The sequence below is a fragment of the Echinicola salinicaeni genome (genome assembly GCF_014280965.1).
In the GTDB taxonomy this organism is placed as follows: Bacteria; Bacteroidota; Bacteroidia; order Cytophagales; family Cyclobacteriaceae; genus Echinicola; species Echinicola salinicaeni.
Genome location: NZ_JACODZ010000006.1, coordinates 45,952 through 67,493, shown reverse-complemented (window position 1 = coordinate 67,493; position 21,542 = coordinate 45,952). Strand labels below are relative to the sequence as shown.

The window sequence follows — 21,542 nt, the reverse complement described above, 5'->3', positions numbered from 1 at the left end:
GATTTATGAAAAAGTCGCAAATCATTCTTGTCGTAGCTGTAGTTGTCGCTATTGGTGTCTTGTACTCCCTGCCAAGGGTAGTAGTGGATAACTCAGAAGAAGGTCAAAATATGGCGCAGCAAGGTGATGCGACTTCTGAACCGGTTACAGATGCCCACAATGCAAGTGTGTCCGATTCAGACAAATCAACAGTTAGTGGTCTGGCTGCCAAATTGAAAAAAGAAGAAAGTAAAGAAAAATTTGCTATCTTTGCAGATTCACTGGCCTCTATCTATTCAGATGCTGGGATGTATGATAGTGCCGCCTATTATCAAGGGTTAAGCGCTGACAGGTTTCCGGACAATGAATCTCTGGAGAAGGCTGGAAATGCCTATTATGAGGCGTTTGGTTTTGCAATGGACCAGGATAAGATGGTCTATCTAGCCGAACAGACCAGGTCTTATCTAAATCAGGTTTTGGAAGATAATCCTGAAAGACTTGATTTAAAAACAAAAGTGGCCATGACACACGTGTCATCCACAAACCCTATGCAGGGTATTATGATGCTTAGAGAGGTGCTTGAGCAGGACCCTCAAAATGAAGAAGCCCTATTTAATATGGGTGTTTTATCCATGCAGTCTGGTCAATATAAAAAGGCTGTGGAGCGTTTTGAAGATTTAATCGGTCACCATCCAGGAAATGTTCAAGGTCAGTTTTATCTGGGCGTGAGCTATTTCGAAGCTAAGCAGAAAAATAAAGCAAAAAAACAGTTTCAGCTGGTAAAGGACATGACAGAGGATCCTATGATCATCTCAAGTGTAGATAACTATCTGGGGCAATTATAAAAGTATTGTTAAACTTAAATCCATAAGATTATGCCTTGCGGTAAAAAAAGAAAAAGACATAAGATCGCTACGCACAAGCGTAAGAAAAGACTTAGAAAAAACAGACATAAGAAGAAGTAATACACTTCTTCTTTTATAGTTTTTACACAAGAACGTTCATTAACATAAAGGAGACACGATTTGAGTACGGAATTAGTAATTGATTCTGCTCAAAACAGTAGTCGAATAGCCCTTTTGAAAAACAAAGGACTGGTGGAGCTTCATTCTGATGAAGAGAATAACCAGTTCAAAGTGGGGGATATGTACCTGGGATCTGTCCGTAAAATCGTCAATGGGCTCAATGCAGCTTTTATTGATGTAGGATATGAGAAAGATGCATTTTTGCATTATCAGGACCTCGGACCAAAAGTGAAGAGTCTGATCAAATATACCAAACAGATCAGAAACAATCATTCCGAGCATCCCACACTTAAAGGGTTTGAGCTAGAACCTGAGATAGAAAAGCTGGGGAAAATTTCCCAAGTCCTTTCTAAAAATAATCAAATTTTAGTTCAGGTTGTAAAGGAGCCGATCTCTACGAAAGGCCCGCGACTATCCTGTGAGCTCTCCCTAGCCGGTCGTTATTTGGTACTGGTGCCCTTCTCTAATTCAGTCAACGTATCCAAAAAGATCCGTAAAGCAGAAGAAAGAAGAAGGCTTGCCAGGCTTATCACTTCCATCAAGCCTGCCAATTTTGGTGTCATCATTAGAACAGTTGCTGAGGGCCAGTCCGTTACTGAACTGGACAAGGACCTCAGAAATTTGGTGAACAGTTGGGAGGATGGGATGAAGAAGTTGATGAAAGCCAAAAGTAAAGACAAGGTTATCGGAGAAATGAGCATGGCCAGCTCTATTATAAGAGACCTGCTCAACGAATCATTCGATGCAATCACGGTAGAGGATGAATTAGTCTATGATCAGATTCGGTCTTATATCAGATCGATCGCCCCTGAAAAGGAAAAAATTGTTAAACTTTACAACGGTAAAGCCAAGCTATTTGAAAGTTTTGGAATTGAAAAGCAGATCAAGAGCCTGTTTGGACAATCGGTAAGTCTTCCGCATGGCGGATACCTAATTATAGAACATACCGAAGCGCTTCACGTTATCGACGTAAACAGCGGGAATAAGTCCAACCAAGAAAGCGACCAGGAAACAACGGCATTGAAAACCAACCTGGTGGCTGTCAAAGAAATTGCCAGACAGCTTCGCCTCCGAGATATGGGAGGGATTATAGTCATTGACTTCATAGATATGAAGAAGGCCGAAAACAAAAGGGCCGTATATGACGCAATGAAGGCTGAGATGAAGGATGATAGGTCCAAGAATACAGTATTGCCATTGACCAAGTTTGGGTTGATGCAGATCACTAGGCAAAGAGTAAGACCTGAAGTGAATATTGTGACCAAAGAAACCTGCCCTGCATGTAATGGGACAGGAAAAATCCAAGCCTCTATTTTGGTAGCTGATAAGCTGGAGAGAGATCTTGAGTATACTGCTGTACATCAAAACTTAGCCAATATTAAAATTGGATTGCACCCATACCTTCATGCTTATTTTACCCAAGGTATGATTTCCAGAAGGGTAAAGTGGTTTTTTAAATATTTCAAATGGGTAAAACTGATCAAAGATTCTTCATTACCAGTGACGGAGTATAAATTCCTGGATGAAACAGGAGAAGAAATAGAACTTACGATTAAAGAGGGGGCTGAATAGTCCCTTCTTTTTTTATGCGTGCTTATTTTTTTCAGCTATCAATTTTATTCCGTTTAAGGTGAGTTCTCTGTCCACACGATCAAATTCATTTTCCAAATTTTTGAGGATCTCGGAAAGACCTCCTGTTGCAATGATCTTGATGTCTTGGTCCATTTCTTTGCGGATAGCTTCAATCATTCCTTTTACTAGTCCCGTATAGCCGTATAATATGCCTGCCTGTATGGAATGAGTGGTGTTTTTTCCAATTGCTGATTTTGGCATCTCTAGTTTGACTTCAGGAAGTTTTGAGGTGTTTCTGAATAAAGATCCAATGGCGGTTTTCAAACCCGGAACAATATTTACCCCCATAATTTTTCCTTGGCTATCGATGATGGTAAATGTGAGGGCTGTACCGAAGTCGATGACCATACAGGCAGTTTCGAAATAGTCGTAAGCTGCTGCTGCATTGGCCATAAGGTCAGTACCCATTTCTGCTGGCCTTGAAGTTGATACAGCTATTTTAGCATAACTTCTTTCGTTGATTAAATGTGGGCTTTTGTCGAAGAAGGTTTTTGAAAACTGTACCAGTGTCTGGCTTATTTCAGGAACAACCGAGCTGATCCCAATAGCATTTATTTCATTGGCTTTTAGCCCGCTTTCTAGGAAATTGAATTGAATGTTTTTTACTAGGTAATTTAGAGATAGGTCTCTTTTGGTTTCTAAGCGAAATTCATGGGTCCACTTTTGTACATTTGAATCGTACAATCCAAAAACTATATTCGAATTTCCAGCATCTATAGATAAAAACATATTTCTTGTATGGGTCTGTTATGTCGGGGTAATATATCTTCAGAAATATAACTGAGCAATTTAAATCTAGTATGTCTATTTGCCAAAAGGAAGGAAGTCTTTAGTTCTTTTTGCTTTTTTTTCTAATTTCGAGACATGTATACGATCAGAGAAGGAAAAAAAGAAGACTTGCCAAGGATTTTTGAATTGATCGAAGAACTGGCATTGTATGAGAAAGCTCCCGAAGAAGTGACCAATACGGTTAAAATGATGGAGGAAGATGGTTTTGGAGCAAATCCTGTGTACGGTTTTTTTGTTTTGATAAAAAATAGTACTGAGGAAATTATCGGAACAGCTATATACTATTATAGGTATAGTACCTGGAAGGGAAAGAGGTTGTACTTGGAAGATTATATAGTAACCGAAAAGGAAAGAGGAAAGGGAGCAGGAAAATTACTTTTTGAAAGGGTGATGCAAAAGTCGCTGGAAGATAATTGTACCGGGATGATGTGGCAGGTCTTAGATTGGAATGATCCCGCAATAAACTTTTATAAAAAATATAATGCTGATATTGAAGGTGGTTGGTTCAATTGCCATTTACAATCTGGAGAGATTGAAGAAATGTTGGCATCTAAATAAAAGTAAAGCCCCGACTGGGGCTTTCTTATTTTATACTTCTTGAAGTAAGGAGCGGAATATTGCATATCTGTCCTTGAATGATTTTTGGAAATCTTCTTGATGGGCCTGTAAAAATTTGGTTTGGTATTCGTATACTTTTTCCATGCTGTCTGTGAAGTATTGAATTGAATAGTTTACTCCACCATCATGAGGTTCGTGCATTAACTTGAAAAATTTATTGTCATTGAAGATTCCTGTGGCCATAACAGAGGGGATATGCTCTTCCTTCATCCATTTTATCCATTGCTGCTCTACCTCCTGGTCAATATTTACAGTGATATTATATAAAATCATACTCATTTGTTTTGTTTAAATTTGGGTAATAAAGAGTAAACAAAAATATTTTTATTTACTTTGTTACAAAAATAGGAATAATCCCTAGAAAGCACTTTTAACTTGTTGACAAATAAGAAAAAGTGAACATATTAAGTCACTCGATAAACATTTTAAATTAAAACTGGTTATTCATTTAATGGTGATAAATGCAATTTTGTTTGTGGTAATAGGCTTCTTGTTGATGGAGTTTTGTGGTTGGTTTATTCATAAATACCTAATGCATGGTGTTTTGTGGAAAGTGCATAAAACACATCATGAGCCAAGCAAAGGGCCTTTTGAATTGAATGATATATTTTCATTGTTATTTGGCGGGGTTTCAATCCTTCTAATGTGGAAGGGATTTGGTGATTTGGATTATAGGTTTTGGATGGGAGTGGGAATCAGTTTGTATGGTCTAAGTTATTTTCTTTTGCACGATGTGTTGATTCATAGAAGGAGCAAGTGGTTAGCAAGGCCTAAGAAGGGGATTTTTATTGGGATTTTCAGGGCGCATCAGGCGCACCATGCCAATAACCAGAAAAAGGGAGCAGAAGCTTTCGGTTTGTTTGTAGTGCCATGGAAGTATTTTAAAGAAGGGAAGAAATGAGTAGTTATTCAATTAAGGATCTAGAACATCTCTCAGGGATAAAAGCGCATACCTTAAGGATATGGGAGCAGCGGTATGATTTGTTGCATCCTAAGCGTACCGAAACTAATATTCGTTATTATGATGATGATGATCTGAAGCTCATTCTAAATGTAGCCTTATTAAACAATAATGGTGTCAAGATCTCAAAGATAGCCAAAATGAGTTCCGATGAGGTTCGGTTGAAGGTGGTGGAGTTAACAGAGGGGGTGATGGCTCATGAAGATCAGATATATGCGCTTACGGTTGCGATGATAGAAATAGATGAGGAGCGATTTGATAAGGTCTTGTCCATGAATAGTAGAAGTATTGGTTTTGATGAGACCATGTTGAAGGTTATCTATCCTTTTTTGGCTAAAATTGGCATCTTATGGCAGGTTGGTTCGATTACGCCAGCACAGGAACATTTTATTAGCAATTTGATCAGGCAAAAACTAATTGTGGCCATTGACAAGTATGTTTATCAAGGTGGTGGAAAAAAATTCATGTTGTTTTTGCCAGAAGGAGAATTGCATGAGATTTCTTTGCTTTTTGCAAGTTACTTGATTAAAAGAGAGGGGCATAAGGTCATTTATTTGGGGCAAAGTACTCCACGAAATGATTTGGCGGAAGTTTATAGGTTTCATAATCCTGATTATTTGATCACTGTGATTACTACTTCTCCAGATGTACATAATTTACATGAATATTTATTGGCCCTGTCTAATCAGTTTTCCGATTGTAAAATTATCATTTCTGGTTATCAAGCATTAAGGATGAATTTCGAGCTTCCAGAGAACATATACTTGATGGAACGAATTGAAGATATAAAAGTGTTTATGGAAGAAATGAGTAATATTGCACAGGAAAAATAACGAGGCAAAATATTTTAGATTAAAAAAAGCAGGCAGAATGCCTGCTTTTTTTATATCCTTAAGGTTGTTTTGTTTAATTTAAAATAAAAAAAGATGAACAAATATTTGATTATTGTTTAATAAAAATTATATTTGATTAAACAAAATAATCAAAGGCATGACAACTTTAGAATTCAGTTACTCGCTTAACCAATATTCCAAGACACTAAAGCCTTTTGCTCTTAGGCTGACCAAGGACTTGGACGATGCTAATGATTTGCTTCAGGACACAGTCCTAAAAGCATTTACGAACAGAGATAAGTTTTCGGATGGTACGAATTTGAAGGCTTGGCTTTATACGATCATGAAAAACACCTTCATTACCAATTATCAGAAAATGGTAAGGAGGGCTACTTTTGTAGATACTACCGATAATTTACACTATATTAATTCTGGTGATGTTTGCATTGAGAACAGGGCGCAAGGTGGATTTGCTTTGGAAGATATAAATGCTTGTATTGAGAATCTGGATGATGTGTATAAAGTGCCCTTTATGATGTATTTCAACGGTTATAAATATCAGGAAATTGCTGAAAAGTTAGCACTTCCCATTGGTACAGTTAAAAACCGTATTCACATCGCAAGAAAAATTCTTAAAGAGGATTTAAAGATTTATAAAGTTGACTAAGATGACGAATGATCAGGTAGTGGTAATCGGTGCAGGATTTGCTGGAATAGCTGCTGCTACTAGGTTAGCCAATCAGGGGTATAGCGTTAAGCTCCTTGAGAAGAATGATGGTCCAGGAGGTAGAGCTAGAAAATTCAAGGCAGCAGGCTTTACATTTGATATGGGGCCTAGTTGGTACTGGATGCCTGATGTATTCGAAAGCTATTTTTCCCAATTTGGGAAGAAGGTATCCGATTATTATGACTTGGTGAGGCTCGATCCTTCGTACAAGGTGATTTTTTCTGAGAATGATGAAATGAACATTCCTGCCAATTTTGAAGAATTAAAGTTACTTTTTGAACAAATTGAAGAAGGTAGTGCCCAAAAATTGGAAGATTTTCTGTCCCAAGCTGAACAAAAATACAAAGTTGGTATTCAAGAGTGGGTATACAAGCCAGGCCAGTCGATTTGGGAATTTGCACAACCTGGAATAATTAACGACCTGATAAAACTGGATATATTTCACTCCATGAAAAAGCATGTAGCCAAATTTTTTAAAAATGATAAATTGGTGCGGCTGATGGAGTTTCCCATTTTGTTTTTAGGTCAAACAGCAGAAAAGATACCTGCATTGTACAGTTTGATGAATTATGCCGATTTGGTATTGGGAACTTGGTATCCAATGGGAGGGATGCACGAAATAGTGAAGGCCATGGTGGCACTTGCAGAAGAAAAAGGGGTTGAATTTGTGTATAATGCAGATGTCTCCCATCTTCAAATTAAAGATGGGGCCGTGTTATCAGTTTTTTTAAAGGATGGAAGCAAAGTGCCTGCGGATATAGTTATAGCAGGAGCAGATTACCATCATGTGGATTCAGCCCTTCTGCCTCCAGAATACAGTAATTATTCTGAAAAATATTGGGATAAGCGCGTCTTGGCACCATCGAGTTTGATTTTTTATTTGGGTGTGGATAAGAAATTGTCAGGCCTTCATCATCATAATTTATTTTTCGACGAGGTATTAGAGCCACATGCTAAGGCCATATATGAAAATCCTGATTGGCCGGAAAAGCCACTCTTTTACGTGTGTGCACCATCTGTAACTGATCCTTCAGTAGCTCCTGAGGGGAAAGAGAATTTGTTTGTGTTGATTCCGCTTGCTCCTGGCTTGGAGGATACAGAGGAACATAAGGAGAAATATTATCACCTAATTATGGATAGACTTGAAAAGCTTACTAATCAATCTATCCGCGAACATGTAATATTTAAAAGAGCTTATGCGCAGAGTAATTTTATTGAAGATTATAATGCTTTCAAGGGAAATGCGTATGGTTTAGCCAATACACTGGGGCAGACGGCTCTGCTTAAGCCAAAAATTAAAAACAAAAAACTGAAGAATCTCTATTATACAGGGCAGTTGACAGTGCCAGGCCCAGGGGTGCCTCCTTCACTGATTTCCGGGCAGGTTGTAGCTCATGAGATTATTAAAAATCATTTTTCAAAAGCTCATCAAAACTAGACATATGGACGCTTTAAACTTATATCATAATACGACATTGGAATGCAGTAAACTGGTAACCCGTCGCTATAGCACATCTTTTAGTTTGGGAATTAGGGTGATGGATGAGAAGTTTCATATGCCTATTTATGGGATATATGGTTTTGTAAGGTTTGCAGATGAGATTGTGGATACTTTTCATCACAAGGATAAAGGCTATCTTTTGGAAAAATTTAGAACAGACACCTATGAAGCCATTGATCAGCAGATCAGCTTAAACCCTATATTGCATGCTTTTCAAATGGTCGTTCATCAATATGGGATTGAAAAGGATCTGATAGATGCTTTCTTAAATAGTATGGCCATGGATTTGGATTTTAGTACTTATAGTGATGATAGGTATAAAGAGTATATCTATGGGTCTGCAGAGGTAGTGGGCTTGATGTGCTTGAAGGTGTTTTGTGAAGGTGATCAAGAAGCCTATGAAGAATTAAAATCTCCAGCTTGTAAGTTGGGCTCAGCTTTTCAAAAAGTCAATTTCCTGAGGGATATAAAAAGTGATTTTGAAGAAAGAGGAAGAGTGTATTTTCCAGGAGTCGACTATCAAACCTTCGACAGTACCATGAAAAAGGTGATTGAAGCAGATATAGAAAAGGATTTTGAGGATGCGTATGAAGGAATTATGCGATTGCCAGTAGGAGCTAAAATAGGGGTTAAAATTGCCTATTTGTATTACCTTAATCTTTTCAGGAAAATTAAAAAACTTGAACCAAAGACCATTACCCTTAGAAGGGTTAGGGTTCCTAATATCAAAAAACTATCACTTCTAATGAGCATTTATTTTGGTACAAAACTAGGTTTCGAATAAGTGATTTATGGAGAAATATCTCTATTTGGCTTTGAATTTGGCCACGCTGCTACTTCCCTTATTGTGGAGTTTTGAGTCCAAGGTGCATTATTATAAAAAGTGGTTTGCCCTTTTTCCTGCAATATTAACCACAGCTTTGCTCTTTATTGTATGGGACGAGTGGTTTACTACAATGGACGTTTGGGGATTTAACCCGAGATATTTAACAGGGATCTATTTGGGAAGTCTTCCTTTCGAAGAATGCCTTTTTTTCCTGATTGTACCATTTTCAACCCTATTTATTTATGAGGTGCTTCAATATTATTTGGAGAAGGATTATCTGGCCAAGATAGCGAGACCCTTTACATTAGTTTTGGTGATTGTGTTGGTATTGCTAGGTCTAATGAATTTAGAAAGATGGTATACAAGTGTTAATTTTTTGTTTGTGGCGGTGCTGATCCTGGTCCATTACTATTATTTTGGTCTAAGGATTTTGGGTAGATTTTACCTCTTTTATTTAGTTCATCTCATTCCCTTTTTGCTTTTCAATGGAGCATTGACGGGAGCTTTTACTCCTGAACCAGTGGTATCTTATGATAATGCAGAAAACTTAGGTTTAAGGATTATTACCATTCCGATTGAAGATTTTATTTATTCGTTGGGATTGATGTTGATGAATATCAGTATTTATGAAAAAATCAAAGAGGGCAAAACAATAGTCAAACCTAAGGGTTAATATGATATGTTGGATTTAAAAGTTCATATAGATTCAAATTCTGGTTTTTGCTTTGGCGTAGTATATGCCATTGAAATGGCCGAGGATATTCTCAATGAGGAAGGACATTTATATTGCCTAGGAGATATTGTGCATAATGATGAAGAGGTGAAAAGGTTGGTAGCTAAAGGTTTGAAGATTATCGATCATGAGAAGTTGAAAGATTTGACTGGTGAAAAGGTGTTGATTAGGGCGCATGGTGAGCCTCCTTCAACTTATGAGCTGGCCATAAAGAATGATTTGACCTTGGTAGATGCAAGCTGTCCTGTGGTTTTAAAATTGCAAAACCGAATAAAAAATTCCTATGATAGGAAGGACAAGATATATATTTATGGAAAGCACGGTCACGCCGAGGTAGAGGGCTTGCTTGGACAAACGGCTAATGAGGCCGTCGTTTTTCAAGACATTACGGAGTTGGATTTGGAGAATATGCCAGAACGTATCACACTATTTAGCCAAACTACTAAGAGTACCGATAAGTTTTATGAAATAAATCGTATTCTTAAGGAAAGGGGGATTGCAGTTCAAACTAATGATACCATTTGTAGGCAGGTTTCCAATAGAGATAAGGAATTGCGAAAATTTGCAGCATCTTATGACAAGATAGTTTTTGTAAGTGGAAGTAAGTCCAGTAATGGAAAAGCATTATATGAAGTTTGCAGGCAGAAAAATCCTGATACATTTTTTGTTTCCCATTCGGATCAGCTGGATAGCTCATGGTTTACCACTGGTGATTCCGTTGGAGTGTGTGGTGCGACTTCCACTCCAATGTGGCTGATGGAAGATGTTAAAAAGGCTTTGCTTCTTTATTAAGTTTCCTTTTTTGCTATGGGCAGATTACCTTAGTCATATGATGAAATCCAATTCAATAAATCGTCCAGTGGGCCCGTATGGTATAATGATCGCTTTGCTGATTATAGTCAGTTGGGCGGTTTCGATCTATTGGCTATTGACTTGGAAGCTTGATTACCAAAACCCATTTACTTATCTGGCTATTTTATTACAAATGCATTTGTATACGGGGCTGTTTATAACAGCTCATGATGCCATGCATGGTAGTGTGGCAGCTAATAAGAAGGTAAATGATGCACTTGGTTGGTTGGCAGCTATATTGTTTTCCTTCAATTTTTATTTTAGGTTGTTTCCAAAGCATCATGAGCATCACCGCTTTGTGGCTACAGGAGATGATCCTGATTATCATGAATCCCATCAATTTTGGAAGTGGTACTGGAGTTTTATCAAAACCTATATAACCTTTGGGCAATTGATACTGATGGGAATCGCTTTTCAAGGGTTGAAAATTTATTTTCCAGTGGAAAACCTGATTTTGTATTGGATGTTGCCTGCTATATTATCCACCTTTCAGTTATTTTATTTCGGGACCTACTTGCCTCACAGGGGAGAACATCATAATAAACATAAGTCTGGGACACTGCCAAAGAACCACCTTTGGGCATTTTTGTCCTGTTATTTTTTTGGATATCATTATGAGCATCATGATTCTCCAGGAACCCCATGGTGGAGACTGTGGAAAATGAAGTGATTAGAAAAATATTATTCAGTATTTCGAAATAATATTCCCCTTAATTTCAGCTATTTTTGAAGGATTTTAAGTTTAATAGTTTTTCTCCATATGTGCCAATTTATTTATAGGTCAATTAAATGTTTTCTAATTGTTCAGGCCTTCGTCGGGGTGATATTTGCTCAGGCACAAAATGATTCAAGCTCAGTAGACAATGAGCAGGTAGAAAGTAAATTTTTTAATACCGTAGACCATGTGCTCAATAAATTAAGTACAGCAACTTGGTCTTTCATCCCTGCAGTGACTTATGCTCCAGAAACCAGTTTGGGTATCGGTGCTGGTGCTATTAAGGTTTTCAAGTCCAAGAAAATGGAAGCACAGCAACTTAGGCCTTCTTCCATGCCTATTACCTTTATTTATACTTTAAAGAAGCAGGCCATTTTGGAGTTGGACCTGGATCTGTGGAAAAACTATAACAAAGATTATATCAATGCAAGATTAGAACTGACCGATTACCCCTTTAAGTTTTATGGCATAGGGAATAATACGCCTTATGATAAGCAGGAAGACTATGCAACCCGATATGCTTATTTTCACTTGAATTATATGCGCAGAATCATTCCAAATGTTTATTTCGGGCCCAGGTTGGAATTCAGAACCGATAATATTTATGAGACTCAGTTGCATGGAATGCTGGAAAGTGGGGAGGTGCCTGGTTCGGATGATCCTCGAGTCTCTGGTTTAGGACTTAAATTGAATTATGATTCAAGAGATGATATCTTTCAGCCCAGGGGAGGTTCCTTTCATCAATTCTCTTGGATGACATTCCAACCCTTTTTAGGGAGTAAATTTACCTATGATCGCTATGAGCTAGACCTGAGGAAATATATTCCAGTGGGGAAGAGGAAGATATTGGCCATGCAAGCTTGGTGGAGTTTTATAGATGGAGAGGCGCCATTTCAGCAGATGTCTTTAATCGGAGGAAGTAAGCGGATGAGGGGATATTTTGATGGTAGATATAGAGAAAAAATGGCCATGGTATATCAGGCTGAGATGAGGCTGCCTGTGTATGGAAATCTAGGAATGGTTCTTTTTGGTAATACAGGGCAAGTAGCCCATAAACTTTCCCAATATGCTTTTGATCGTTTTCATTATGGTGCTGGCTTTGGAATCCGTTATAGAATGAACGATGAAGGAATAAATATTAGGATTGATTTTGCTTTCGGTGACCAGACCGCTTTTTATTTCGGACTGAATGAAGTTATTTGATCGGTTTGTATTCCCATGAAAGCAAAAAAGATAGGCTGATTTGACCTATCTTTTTTGCTTAATTTTTACTTAGCAATTAGTCAAAAATATAACTTAAGCTAATGTGAGCGACAAAGTTTGTTTTGTCTAGCCCCGCGATAAAATATTGATTTGGGTCGTTCTCCAAATACCATTTATAATTAAGGGTATTTACATATTGGAATTTACTTGAGATAAAAAAATTATCAATTTTCCAGTCTGCTAATAGAGAGGGTACCAAGTCTATGTATTTCCTTCTATAGTCTTTTATGATCTCAAATGTGTTATAGTAGTAATCATTATTATAAACGATACGCTCCATTTGGAATCCAATTTTGTTATAATTTTTCACCCAGCTGGCTTCTAGGAAAATTACATTGCTTCCAGGTCCATTGCCAGCTCCCAGAACTTGTCCAAGATGAGTGTATCCATGACGGACGTGAGGATGGGTGTACCAGCTGTTTTCAGCAATAATGGCCTCTCTCACCGTCTGACCTGTTTGCGTCATTTCAGAGCTTATCTGTATATATGCATCATCTTTTTTCAGTGGTATCAGATTACTAAAACCAAAGGTAAAGGCCCGATTTAAATCTGGATTTACGAGGAAATTTCTTAACTGTCTGCTGTTTCCATTGGAGCCATATTCCCCATAAAATTCAAAAAGTCCACCATGACTCATCCATCTGAAGTAGCCTGAGCTTAATTGGTTTCTTTTGTCTCGATCTGTATTAACAATATTCGCGGGGCCTTTTTCTCCATTAAATATGGGCAAGTAATCAGCGAAACTGTCCATATCATTATAGTATATTTGAGAAACACTACTGTATCCTATAGAAAGCCCAGGAACCCATTTAGGCTGGTAGCTGATAGTGATGCCTGAGAGATACCTCCAGTCCTCATCCCTTTTTGGGATATAGGCTTCAGTTTGTTTATAAACAAATCCAGGGTTTGGAGGTAAATAACCTGAGTTTTTTAACTTTCCTGAGAAAATCTGCCCTTCAAAGTATCCAATTTGTGTTGCTATCGGTCTATTTGTGTGGATGGTGGCATGAAGGAATCCTGGTGCATTATTGCTCATCAATAATGAGTTCCTTTTACCTGGACCCCACCAAATATTCTCATTGGAGACCCCTATGGAAAAATCTTTATAGGTGTATTTTATATTTGATTGGCCTAAAAAGAATTTTGTATAAGACCCAGTCCCAAACCGTTCGGGGATATCGCTGGTGTTAAGCCATTCGAAATAGTCCAGCCAATGGTACCCGTCCATTTTAAGCTGAAACCCTTCGAAATCTAGGTTTTGTGCAGTTAAAAATTCTGGTTGAAACTGAATACTGATACCTTTATAAGAAGCATAAAGTCCACCACTTATGAGTGACTGGACCCCTTTATTCGGAATCATCGCGCCATCATTAGTACCAAATGAATAATTGGAATTATACTGGTTTTTAAAGAGTAGCGGCAAAATTTTGATTGTTCCTTCTCCATTTGCAAATAACTGGTGTTCTTTGACCCCATAAAGACTTTGATGAAAATCTGAGTATTCACTATCGGTTTGTATTAAATCATCAGTATTTGGTGATATAGGTCGGATATTAAATGAATAGTTCTTGTCAAAATTCCCTATAAGCTGCTGCCTTCTGAGATAGTCCTCTAGATAGGACATGTTTAAGTTGGCAGTTTGGGAATTAGCCGCAATAGGAAGAGTAAATAACAAGCAAATAATTATTGCTTTTATCTTTTCGGAGAGTTTAAGATTTGACAAAATCATCATCATTATTTAACGGTGAGCGTACTGACTTCGATTTTTGATACTGACCAACTTTCGTCGCATATCAGGGAAGGAGCATTGTCCTGTTTTAAAAGGTCCCCGCAAGTAAATTGAATCTTCGGACCTACATGACTGATTAGTTTGCTGACCCTGTATTTAGTAGTCCACTCAGGGGTGTCCTTATATTGGCAGAGACCAGGAAGCTCCTTTTCAATAGCTCCAGATTTAGGGTCATTATGTCTTCCATACGGATCGGGATAAGATTGATAAAGGCAATAGGAGGAAACACAAGGAGAATTTGAAAAGGTGGTTTTAAATATCTCCTTATAATCTACATTTAAATACCAATAGTCTGGACCACTTAAGCCTGTGGCATTACCATCCCAACTGTCATGCACTAAAAGTTCAATGACAATCCTTACTGTGTTATGTCCAGGTAGATTGTCGAGGTTTACCGTAAAAGATTCATTGCTAAAGTTTCCCAATAGGGTGTCATTTTGATAGATATGAAGTTTACCGTTTTCAATATTGGTAAGGCTGCCAGTCTTTGAAAAGTCATTGTCATAAACCAAAACATCGTCCAATAGCTGATCCTCCTGACAGGCACTTAAAAAGAATGATAGGATGAGTAGCCCAAAAAGCAAGTAGTTGGACTTGGAAATAGCTTTTTGCATGTGGTAGTTTAGATGGTTTTTTAAATAATATACTTATTAATTACCTGTTATGGATGTAATTGCATTCAGGTTTTTAACAACGGCACAAATATAAGATAAATTAAAGGAAATTAGGGTTTTGCTTAATTTAAGGCAAAGAGAGGATTGGCAAGATGGTGGTTTTTTAGTGAAGCCAAAGAATGTGTATATTCGCTTTCCAAATCAAGCTTTGCCTTGGGTGCAATCAAATTGGGAATAATATCATGCTAAATATAACCTTAGTGGCTGGGGCAAGGCCAAATTTTATGAAAGTTGCTCCTATCATTCATGCTATACAACAAAAAAAGGAAGCAGGTGATGCTATAGATTTTAGACTAGTTCACACTGGTCAACATTATGACCGAAAGATGTCAGGTGATTTTTTTGAGCAACTGGAAATACCGGATCCTGATGCAAATTTAGGTGCTGGGGGTGGTTCACAGGCTGAGCAGACTGCAGCCATCATGATTGGATTTGAAAAGGAATTAGAACATAATCGTCCGGATGTGGTTTTAGTGGTGGGGGATGTGACCTCAACCTTGGCTTGTTCTATAACTTCAAAAAAACTGCTTGTTCCCGTTGTTCATGTGGAAGGCGGGATTAGGTCAGGGGATATGAGCATGCCAGAGGAAATCAATAGAATCGTGACAGATAGTATTACAGATCATTTTTTTACCACTTCGGAATTGGCAAATCATAATCTTCAAAAATCAGGAGTAGGGGAAGATAGAATTCATTTTGTGGGCAATACGATGATCGATACTTTGCTACATAAGGCGAATCAACTAAAACAGCCATCTGAAGCATATTTAAGGGATTTAAAATCCAAGGCCTATTTTGTTTTAACCTTGCATAGACCAGCTAATGTGGATGAGGAGGACAAGCTAAAAGCGATTATGGATGCTATAATTTTGGGAACGGGAGAGTACCCAATAATTTTCCCTGTCCATCCTCGGACGGCCAAAGTGCTTCGAAGGTTGGGGATAAGTCATGATAGGCTTCATTATGCTGATCCACTCTCTTATTTGGAGTTTAATTACCTTGTAAAAAATGCAAAGGCTGTCATTACTGATTCTGGAGGGATAACGGAGGAGGCTTCAGTGATGAATGTGCCTTGTCTTACTCTCAGGGACAATACTGAAAGGCCTGAAACGATAGATTTGGGAACGAATGAATTGGTGGGGACAGATCCTTCCAAGCTCCGGCCTTATTTGGAGAAATTGATGACAGGAACTTGGAAGGAATACCAAGGCATTCCACTTTGGGACGGAAAGACTGCACTTCGAATTGTAGAAAAACTTCAGGAAATTTATAGTTAGGAAGTTAATCCAAGTAGTATATTCTTTTGACTCTATCACTTATGTTAGTAAGCAATTCATAAGGGATAGTTCCTATGGAGTTGGCCTGTTTCTTTAAGGACAGTCCATTTCCGTAGATAATGACTTCATCCCCCTCTTCCGCATCAATGTCAGTAATATCCACCATTGACATATCCATGCATATATTTCCTATTATGGGGGCAATTTGCCCATTGATCATGACCTTGCCTACACCATTGCTAAATCTACGGTCATAACCATCGGCGTAGCCAATGGCAATCGTGGCAATTTTACCATCTCTTTGCATCAGACCTTTTCTGCTATAGCCCACAGTTTGCCCTTTTTTGAGTTTTTTGATTTGGGAAATAGTTGTTTTTAGCATGCTGACAGGCTGTAAGGCCTTTTCATGGAGACCATTGACCTCTACCCCATAAAGTCCAATTCCCAGTCTGACCATGTCCAGCTGATGTTCTGGGTACCTAAGGATTCCGGCTGAATTAAGGGCATGCATAATCGGTTTGTAATCCAGCTCTTTTTTTAATTCTTCTCCCATGGATATGAAACGGCTAATTTGTTCCAAGGAAAAATCTTCATGGATGCTTTCATCGGCTCCCACGAGGTGTGTATAAAAGCTTGCCATCTTTAATTCCGGATATAAGCGTATCAGTTTCTTTAATTCTTCAAGGTCTTCTTGGTCAAAGCCCAAACGGTGCATTCCTGTATCCAAATCCAAATGGATGTTTAAAATAGCAGATTGACTTTTGCAGTATTTTCCAAGCTGTTCAAAGAAAGATAGGCTATATACTACTGGTTCTAGATTATGCTTGATCAGGTTTCCAAATGATTCTGGTGCAGGGTTGAGCACCATTATTGGCAATTTGATTTTGTCTTCTCTCAGGGAAACGCCCTCGTCAGTATAGGCAACTGCTAAATAATCTGCCTTGAGTTGCTCCAGGTGGTGGGCGATTTCGGTGGCTCCCCCTCCATAGGCAAAGGCCTTGACCATAACCATTATCTTAGTAGATGGTTTAATCTGCTCCTTATAAAAGATGAAGTTTCTTCGCAGGGCGTTCAGGTTGATCTCCAGCACAGTACCGTGCAGCTTCGCCTGCAAGGCATTAACGAGATGCTCAAAGGCAAATGCTCTCGCACCTTTTATAAGGATGAGGTCATTCTGAAAAGCAATATTTGGTAAGGAAGAAAGTAAAACTTCAGTATTCCTGAAAAACAGGCTTTCGCAGGGAAGCTGGTTTTCTAATTTTTTTATTTCCTCCCCAACCCCAATAAATAAGTCCAATTGATTGTGTTGAATTAATTCCCTTACTTTTTGGTAGACCACTTCGGATTCTCCTGCTTGAAGGAGGTCAGATAGAATTAAGATCTTTCTGTTCTTTGGCCTTTGGTTTTGCAAGAACTCCAATGCAATATCCAATCCGGCAAGGTCATTATTATAGGTGTCGTCTATCAATAAGCATTGATTGATCCCGGATTTTAGGGTAAGCCTCATTTCCACCGTGTTTAATTGCGGTAGACAAGCTTGGATTTCTTGCTCTGACATTCCCAAAACAAGGCTTGCAACTATGGCGTGGCGGAGATTCTCCAATGAGGCTTCATCGGTAAAGCTGGTCTCAAAAGTGAATACACCCATATCAGGCTTTATCAAGGTGATCTTACTACTGGAATTAGTCCTTTTTGTAGAAAGGGTGTAATCTGCCCCTGGTAATTCAGACCATGAGATTAGTTTGTCAAGGCTAAAATGCTCAAGCATAGCTTTGTGAACTGTATTCTGGTCTTTTCTATAGATGATATATTGTGCATCCTTAAAGAGAAATAACTTCTCTTTGAGCTTCTCTTTTTGGCAGGTGAAGCCTTCAGCATGGGCTGTGCCAATATTAGTGAAAATACCAATATTGGGTTTTACCATTTTTTCCAGTTTTGTCATTTCACCTGGCTTGGAAATGCCTGCTTCCAGAATTGCAGCTTGATGTTGTTTGTCGATTCCGAAAATGGATAATGGTACCCCAACTTGACTATTATAACTCTTGGGGCTTTTGGCTATATGGTATTTTTGGGATAATAATTGACCCAACCATTCTTTTACAATGGTTTTTCCATTACTACCTGTAATGCTTATTACTGGCTTCGTAAATTGGGACCGATTATAGCTAGCTAAAGCCTGCAAGGCATCAGTAGTATTGGATGCTAAAATAATATTGGCCTGTTCTAGTTTTTCAAAATTAGGGTTTTCTTGTACGATGAAATTTCTGACTCCCAAGTGATAAGCTTCATCAAGATAGTCTTGTCCATTTACTTTGAACCCTTTCAGGGCCACAAAGACAGTTTCTTTTCCGTTAATGATTTTTCTAGAATCTGTCAATACTTCCTTTATGGTCAGTTCATTTTTTTCTTGGAGAAACTGACCATTAATAATTGAGGGAAGCTTTTTAGCCGCTACAGGTTTGATCATTTTTTGATTGTTGGGATGCTGATATTTAGATGTATCTACCTTGGGATTAATAGAGTTTAGCTCCATTAGGAGCATTTAGATCAGAGGTGGCCAATGTTATATTTCCATTTTCATCATGAAACCCTGTTACAAGTACTTCAGACATTATATTGGCAATTTGTTTTGGAGGAAAATTACAAATACATATGACCTGCTTTCCAATTAAGGTTTCAGGATTATAATTCTCTGTAATCTGCGCTGATGATTTTTTTATTCCAAGTTCGCCAAGGTCTACTAGAAGTTTATAGGCAGGTTTTTTGGCTTCTTTGAAAATTTCAGCGTTTATAATTGTACCGATTCTGATATCAACCTTTTGGAAATCAGAAAACTGAATCGTTTGCATCTTTTTGAATAATTTGTATATTTGGAATTCCTAAACCAATTATGGGCAAGATAAAGATTATTGAAATAAAATTTTATAATGTTTAATATAAGCCAAATTCTACCGCAATCATATAAGTCTGTAATAGCAGGTCTTGCTATTGTTGCATTGTATAATGTGGAGGTTGGTGCTCAAGAGGTTAGGGATTGTGATCGAAGACCTGGTAGGTCTGGTGATGAATTCTTAAATTCTGTAGAAAGTGTTGAGGATTTTACATCTGAGGAATATAAGCCAGAGAGAGTTTCTATTGCAAAAAAAGCTAAGTCTTCAGTAAAGGAAGTTAAAGAAAATCCCATATATAAGTCCTCAAGCGAAAAAGAGGTAGATGAGGAAGAAATGTCCACATTATCTTTTAATTTATTCATATACATCATGGATAGATTTAAAGAGGATTAAAATTTGAACCCAATTAGTTTTACAATTAACAATAACCCAAGATAAGGAGGCAGTATATGTCTCCTTATTCTTTTTATGCCTGTTGTAAAATTAATTGCCTAAACGGTTATTACAAATTCCTTGAGGTCCTCCAAGTTGATTTTTCCTTCATAAAAAGCTGAGCCGATTAATGCACCTCGTAAGCCCATGTCTCTTAATCTTCTTAGGTCATCAATATTTCTGACCCCTCCACTGGCTACTACGTGAAGGTCAGTGAATCTGCTGACCATTTTTTCATAAAGGCTAAAGTTAGGGCCTTCCAAAACCCCGTCACGGGTGGTATCTGAGCATTTTAGGTATTTGAGTCCCCTGTCATAGAAGTATTGCACCTGGTCAAAAAGATCAATATCTGTGTTTTTTTGCCAGCCTGCGATTTTGATTTTATAATCTTTTGGGTCGGTATCTGCTGCCATATTGATTTTTTCCCTTCCATATGACATTAACCACTGAGAAAATTTTTCCGGACTCTTTGCTGCAGCAGTAGAAGCAGTTATGGTTTTTGCTCCATTTTCAAAAACTTTGATGACATCTCCATCCGTGTAAAGGCCTCCGGTATAATCAATTTTTAGGCTGGTATATCCGGCCATGATATTAAGAATATGGTAATTTTTTGGTTCTCCTCTTCTGGCACCATCCAAGTCAACTAAGTGCAATCTTTCCAGCCCACTGTTTTCAAATTTCTGTGCAATTTCAAGTGGGTTATTAGAAATAACTTTTTCGGTGGTGAAGTCTCCTCTTTTCAGACGGACACATTTACCATTTATAATATAGATGGATGGAATAATCTCGAACATTTTGGGCTATTTAGGTCTTTTCGTTTGCTATAGGCTCCTAAAGGATTAGGATACTGTTTCTTGCCATAAGCTACCTAATATAATAAAAAGGTACATTAATTAATAGTAATTATACCTGTTTTAATGTTTGAGAATGGTGAAATCTCTTAATATTTGATTTTTCCTATCATTCCATCTGCTCCAGATACCCATAAAGTGCCTTCATTTTTCGAAAGTTTAATAGCATGAGGGCCTTGGTCAGAAAACTTGGTCCAGTTGTTTCCTCCGTCCGTTGAATAATCACTTCCGTTGGTGCCAACAGCGATTAACCAGCCTTCTTTTGGGAAGTAGGCAACTCCAGAACGATAACCAGATGGTCCTTTGCCCTTAGGTAATTTCCAGGTGTTGCCGTGGTCTATGGATAATGCGATGTTTTTGTTATTAGAATCCGGGTTTTTATAATCACCTCCAACTGCCACAATGCTTCCTTCTTTTACAAATGTCATTGAAAATATTCCTTGGGAGGCTTCTCCCTGGAGAATAGGGACTGAAAAACTTTTCCAGTCTACTCCAGCATTTTCAGAATAATAGACTTGACTTTGTGTGCCTCCAGATGCAATCCATATATTATTGTTTTTGGTTAAAATACCAGAGCCACTTGCAGCAAATCCTGCTTCTCCTTTTGCTAATTCCGGTGTAGTGCTGAGTGCTATCCAAGATTTTCCGCCGTTTAAAGTTTGCAGGACCATTAACTTACCATCGACAGGGTCACCATATGCAAAGCCTTTCTTTTTGTCCTCAAAGGACAAGCCATCTAGAAAGGCTTCATTCGGGCCTTCATAGGTTTTTTTCCAGGTTTTACCTCCGTTGTTAGTTCTATAAATGACTGCTGGTTGTCCTGCTGAAACAGCTACGGCTGTTTTGGCATTAAAAGCTTCAATATCCCTGAAATCCACAGTGTCCAGCCTATCTATAACACCATGTTCCCATGTTTTTCCTCCATCTACAGTCAACATCCATAGACCATTGGAACCTGTAGCCCAAGCAATATCTTCAGTTAGTGGAGACAGGCCTCTGATGGAACTCTTGGTAGGAGTATCTAGTATTTCCCAACCCAAAGGGGCTTTAATTTCATGAGCTTTTGGGGCTTGGCATGAGCTTAATAGGAAACTGGATATAATGTTTAAAAAAAGGAGATAGAAAATATTTCTCATTTTTGATATCGAAGAATGCGGTTTTAGAATATACTTTA

The 21,542-nt window shown here is 38.1% G+C and carries 22 protein-coding genes; 14 read left to right on the top strand and 8 right to left on the bottom strand.

The annotated features are described in order from the left end of the window. Positions 1–5: 5 nt before the first annotated feature. Positions 6–824 carry a tetratricopeptide repeat protein gene (locus tag H7U17_RS12410; protein ID WP_186757059.1) on the top strand — a complete coding sequence of 273 codons (819 nt, stop codon included), beginning with the start codon at positions 6–8 and terminating at the stop codon, positions 822–824. A 180-nt stretch (positions 825–1,004) separates the two neighbouring features. Next, the gene (locus H7U17_RS12405) at positions 1,005–2,576 is read left to right on the top strand and encodes an Rne/Rng family ribonuclease (RefSeq protein ID WP_186757058.1); all 1,572 of its coding nucleotides are present in this window, start codon (positions 1,005–1,007) and stop codon (positions 2,574–2,576) included. A gap of 12 nt (positions 2,577–2,588) precedes the next feature. On the opposite strand, the gene H7U17_RS12400 is transcribed toward H7U17_RS12405, so the two are convergent. Next, positions 2,589–3,365, bottom strand: a complete 777-nt coding sequence (locus H7U17_RS12400; RefSeq protein ID WP_186757057.1) for a type III pantothenate kinase — start codon at positions 3,363–3,365, stop codon at positions 2,589–2,591. Positions 3,366–3,500: 135 nt separating this feature from the next. On the opposite strand from H7U17_RS12400, the gene H7U17_RS12395 reads away from it, so the two are divergent. After that, complete coding sequence (locus tag H7U17_RS12395; protein ID WP_186757056.1) at positions 3,501–3,983, top strand: GNAT family N-acetyltransferase; 483 nt, start codon at positions 3,501–3,503, stop codon at positions 3,981–3,983. Between the two features lie 30 nt (positions 3,984–4,013). Here H7U17_RS12395 and H7U17_RS12390 read toward each other — a convergent pair whose 3' ends face one another. Further along, positions 4,014–4,322 carry a DUF4286 family protein gene (locus tag H7U17_RS12390; protein ID WP_230981399.1) on the bottom strand — a complete coding sequence of 103 codons (309 nt, stop codon included), beginning with the start codon at positions 4,320–4,322 and terminating at the stop codon, positions 4,014–4,016. A gap of 175 nt (positions 4,323–4,497) precedes the next feature. Here H7U17_RS12390 and H7U17_RS12385 point away from each other — a divergent pair, with 175 nt between their 5' ends. The 9 genes from H7U17_RS12385 to H7U17_RS12345 all read left to right on the top strand — a co-directional run bounded on the left by H7U17_RS12385 (position 4,498) and on the right by H7U17_RS12345 (position 12,394). Beyond that, entirely contained in the window at positions 4,498–4,944 is a 447-nt protein-coding gene (locus H7U17_RS12385; protein WP_186757409.1) for a sterol desaturase family protein, read from the top strand. After that, complete coding sequence (locus H7U17_RS12380; RefSeq protein ID WP_186757055.1) at positions 4,941–5,837, top strand: MerR family transcriptional regulator; 897 nt, start codon at positions 4,941–4,943, stop codon at positions 5,835–5,837. The genes H7U17_RS12385 and H7U17_RS12380 overlap by 4 nt, the downstream gene beginning before the upstream one ends. A gap of 157 nt (positions 5,838–5,994) precedes the next feature. Further along, the gene (locus tag H7U17_RS12375; RefSeq protein WP_186757054.1) at positions 5,995–6,504 is read left to right on the top strand and encodes an RNA polymerase sigma factor; all 510 of its coding nucleotides are present in this window, start codon (positions 5,995–5,997) and stop codon (positions 6,502–6,504) included. Between the two features lies 1 nt (position 6,505). Continuing rightward, a complete protein-coding gene (locus tag H7U17_RS12370; RefSeq protein WP_186757053.1) occupies positions 6,506–8,002 on the top strand; it encodes a phytoene desaturase family protein in 1,497 nt (498 codons plus the stop codon). 4 nt (positions 8,003–8,006) lie between these two features. After that, positions 8,007–8,849, top strand: a complete 843-nt coding sequence (locus H7U17_RS12365) for a phytoene/squalene synthase family protein (RefSeq protein WP_186757052.1) — start codon at positions 8,007–8,009, stop codon at positions 8,847–8,849. A gap of 7 nt (positions 8,850–8,856) precedes the next feature. Further along, positions 8,857–9,564 (top strand): lycopene cyclase domain-containing protein, encoded by a 708-nt coding sequence (locus H7U17_RS12360; protein ID WP_186757051.1) that lies wholly within the window; start codon positions 8,857–8,859, stop codon positions 9,562–9,564. Between the two features lie 6 nt (positions 9,565–9,570). Beyond that, positions 9,571–10,416: a 4-hydroxy-3-methylbut-2-enyl diphosphate reductase gene (locus tag H7U17_RS12355; RefSeq protein WP_186757050.1), complete on the top strand. Its 846-nt coding sequence runs from the start codon at positions 9,571–9,573 to the stop codon at positions 10,414–10,416. Between the two features lie 37 nt (positions 10,417–10,453). Then, positions 10,454–11,146 (top strand): fatty acid desaturase, encoded by a 693-nt coding sequence (locus H7U17_RS12350; protein ID WP_186757049.1) that lies wholly within the window; start codon positions 10,454–10,456, stop codon positions 11,144–11,146. Between the two features lie 90 nt (positions 11,147–11,236). Beyond that, the gene (locus H7U17_RS12345; RefSeq protein WP_186757048.1) at positions 11,237–12,394 is read left to right on the top strand and encodes a BamA/TamA family outer membrane protein; all 1,158 of its coding nucleotides are present in this window, start codon (positions 11,237–11,239) and stop codon (positions 12,392–12,394) included. A gap of 76 nt (positions 12,395–12,470) precedes the next feature. On the opposite strand, the gene H7U17_RS12340 is transcribed toward H7U17_RS12345, so the two are convergent. Then, positions 12,471–14,078 (bottom strand): capsule assembly Wzi family protein, encoded by a 1,608-nt coding sequence (locus H7U17_RS12340; protein ID WP_230981398.1) that lies wholly within the window; start codon positions 14,076–14,078, stop codon positions 12,471–12,473. 110 nt (positions 14,079–14,188) lie between these two features. Continuing rightward, complete coding sequence (locus tag H7U17_RS12335; RefSeq protein ID WP_186757047.1) at positions 14,189–14,857, bottom strand: hypothetical protein; 669 nt, start codon at positions 14,855–14,857, stop codon at positions 14,189–14,191. A gap of 242 nt (positions 14,858–15,099) precedes the next feature. Between H7U17_RS12335 and wecB the strand changes: the two genes are divergently transcribed. Continuing rightward, positions 15,100–16,194 (top strand): non-hydrolyzing UDP-N-acetylglucosamine 2-epimerase, encoded by a 1,095-nt coding sequence (gene wecB, locus H7U17_RS12330; protein WP_186757046.1) that lies wholly within the window; start codon positions 15,100–15,102, stop codon positions 16,192–16,194. A 4-nt stretch (positions 16,195–16,198) separates the two neighbouring features. Here the strand turns inward: wecB and H7U17_RS12325 are convergent, their stop codons facing one another. Further along, positions 16,199–18,661, bottom strand: coding sequence for a bifunctional UDP-N-acetylmuramoyl-tripeptide:D-alanyl-D-alanine ligase/alanine racemase (locus tag H7U17_RS12325; RefSeq protein WP_186757045.1), 2,463 nt, complete (start codon positions 18,659–18,661; stop codon positions 16,199–16,201). 46 nt (positions 18,662–18,707) lie between these two features. After that, a complete protein-coding gene (locus tag H7U17_RS12320; protein WP_186757044.1) occupies positions 18,708–19,043 on the bottom strand; it encodes a tRNA-binding protein in 336 nt (111 codons plus the stop codon). Positions 19,044–19,121: 78 nt separating this feature from the next. On the opposite strand from H7U17_RS12320, the gene H7U17_RS12315 reads away from it, so the two are divergent. Beyond that, entirely contained in the window at positions 19,122–19,478 is a 357-nt protein-coding gene (locus tag H7U17_RS12315; RefSeq protein ID WP_186757043.1) for a hypothetical protein, read from the top strand. Between the two features lie 98 nt (positions 19,479–19,576). Here H7U17_RS12315 and H7U17_RS12310 read toward each other — a convergent pair whose 3' ends face one another. Both H7U17_RS12310 and H7U17_RS12305 read right to left on the bottom strand, forming a co-directional pair. Beyond that, positions 19,577–20,311 (bottom strand): 1-(5-phosphoribosyl)-5-[(5-phosphoribosylamino)methylideneamino]imidazole-4-carboxamide isomerase, encoded by a 735-nt coding sequence (locus H7U17_RS12310; RefSeq protein ID WP_186757042.1) that lies wholly within the window; start codon positions 20,309–20,311, stop codon positions 19,577–19,579. 146 nt (positions 20,312–20,457) lie between these two features. Then, positions 20,458–21,408 carry a WD40/YVTN/BNR-like repeat-containing protein gene (locus H7U17_RS12305; RefSeq protein ID WP_230981396.1) on the bottom strand — a complete coding sequence of 317 codons (951 nt, stop codon included), beginning with the start codon at positions 21,406–21,408 and terminating at the stop codon, positions 20,458–20,460. Between the last annotated feature and the right edge of the window lie 134 nt (positions 21,409–21,542).

What these genes read in the sequence shown, in the direction of transcription:
- H7U17_RS12380 (WP_186757055.1), top strand. Translation starts at nt 4,941, where the DNA reads ATGAGTAGTTATTCAATTAAGGATCTAGAACATCTCTCAGGGATAAAA.
- H7U17_RS12390 (WP_230981399.1), bottom strand. Translation starts at nt 4,322, where the DNA reads ATGAGTATGATTTTATATAATATCACTGTAAATATTGACCAGGAGGTA.
- wecB (WP_186757046.1), top strand. Translation starts at nt 15,100, where the DNA reads ATGCTAAATATAACCTTAGTGGCTGGGGCAAGGCCAAATTTTATGAAA.
- H7U17_RS12335 (WP_186757047.1), bottom strand. Translation starts at nt 14,857, where the DNA reads ATGCAAAAAGCTATTTCCAAGTCCAACTACTTGCTTTTTGGGCTACTC.
- H7U17_RS12395 (WP_186757056.1), top strand. Translation starts at nt 3,501, where the DNA reads ATGTATACGATCAGAGAAGGAAAAAAAGAAGACTTGCCAAGGATTTTT.
- H7U17_RS12360 (WP_186757051.1), top strand. Translation starts at nt 8,857, where the DNA reads ATGGAGAAATATCTCTATTTGGCTTTGAATTTGGCCACGCTGCTACTT.
- H7U17_RS12315 (WP_186757043.1), top strand. Translation starts at nt 19,122, where the DNA reads ATGTTTAATATAAGCCAAATTCTACCGCAATCATATAAGTCTGTAATA.
- H7U17_RS12410 (WP_186757059.1), top strand. Translation starts at nt 6, where the DNA reads ATGAAAAAGTCGCAAATCATTCTTGTCGTAGCTGTAGTTGTCGCTATT.
- H7U17_RS12370 (WP_186757053.1), top strand. Translation starts at nt 6,506, where the DNA reads ATGACGAATGATCAGGTAGTGGTAATCGGTGCAGGATTTGCTGGAATA.
- H7U17_RS12340 (WP_230981398.1), bottom strand. Translation starts at nt 14,078, where the DNA reads ATGTCCTATCTAGAGGACTATCTCAGAAGGCAGCAGCTTATAGGGAAT.
- H7U17_RS12350 (WP_186757049.1), top strand. Translation starts at nt 10,454, where the DNA reads ATGATGAAATCCAATTCAATAAATCGTCCAGTGGGCCCGTATGGTATA.
- H7U17_RS12345 (WP_186757048.1), top strand. Translation starts at nt 11,237, where the DNA reads ATGTGCCAATTTATTTATAGGTCAATTAAATGTTTTCTAATTGTTCAG.
- H7U17_RS12325 (WP_186757045.1), bottom strand. Translation starts at nt 18,661, where the DNA reads ATGATCAAACCTGTAGCGGCTAAAAAGCTTCCCTCAATTATTAATGGT.
- H7U17_RS12355 (WP_186757050.1), top strand. Translation starts at nt 9,571, where the DNA reads ATGTTGGATTTAAAAGTTCATATAGATTCAAATTCTGGTTTTTGCTTT.
- H7U17_RS12310 (WP_186757042.1), bottom strand. Translation starts at nt 20,311, where the DNA reads ATGTTCGAGATTATTCCATCCATCTATATTATAAATGGTAAATGTGTC.
- H7U17_RS12320 (WP_186757044.1), bottom strand. Translation starts at nt 19,043, where the DNA reads ATGCAAACGATTCAGTTTTCTGATTTCCAAAAGGTTGATATCAGAATC.
- H7U17_RS12400 (WP_186757057.1), bottom strand. Translation starts at nt 3,365, where the DNA reads ATGTTTTTATCTATAGATGCTGGAAATTCGAATATAGTTTTTGGATTG.
- H7U17_RS12365 (WP_186757052.1), top strand. Translation starts at nt 8,007, where the DNA reads ATGGACGCTTTAAACTTATATCATAATACGACATTGGAATGCAGTAAA.
- H7U17_RS12375 (WP_186757054.1), top strand. Translation starts at nt 5,995, where the DNA reads ATGACAACTTTAGAATTCAGTTACTCGCTTAACCAATATTCCAAGACA.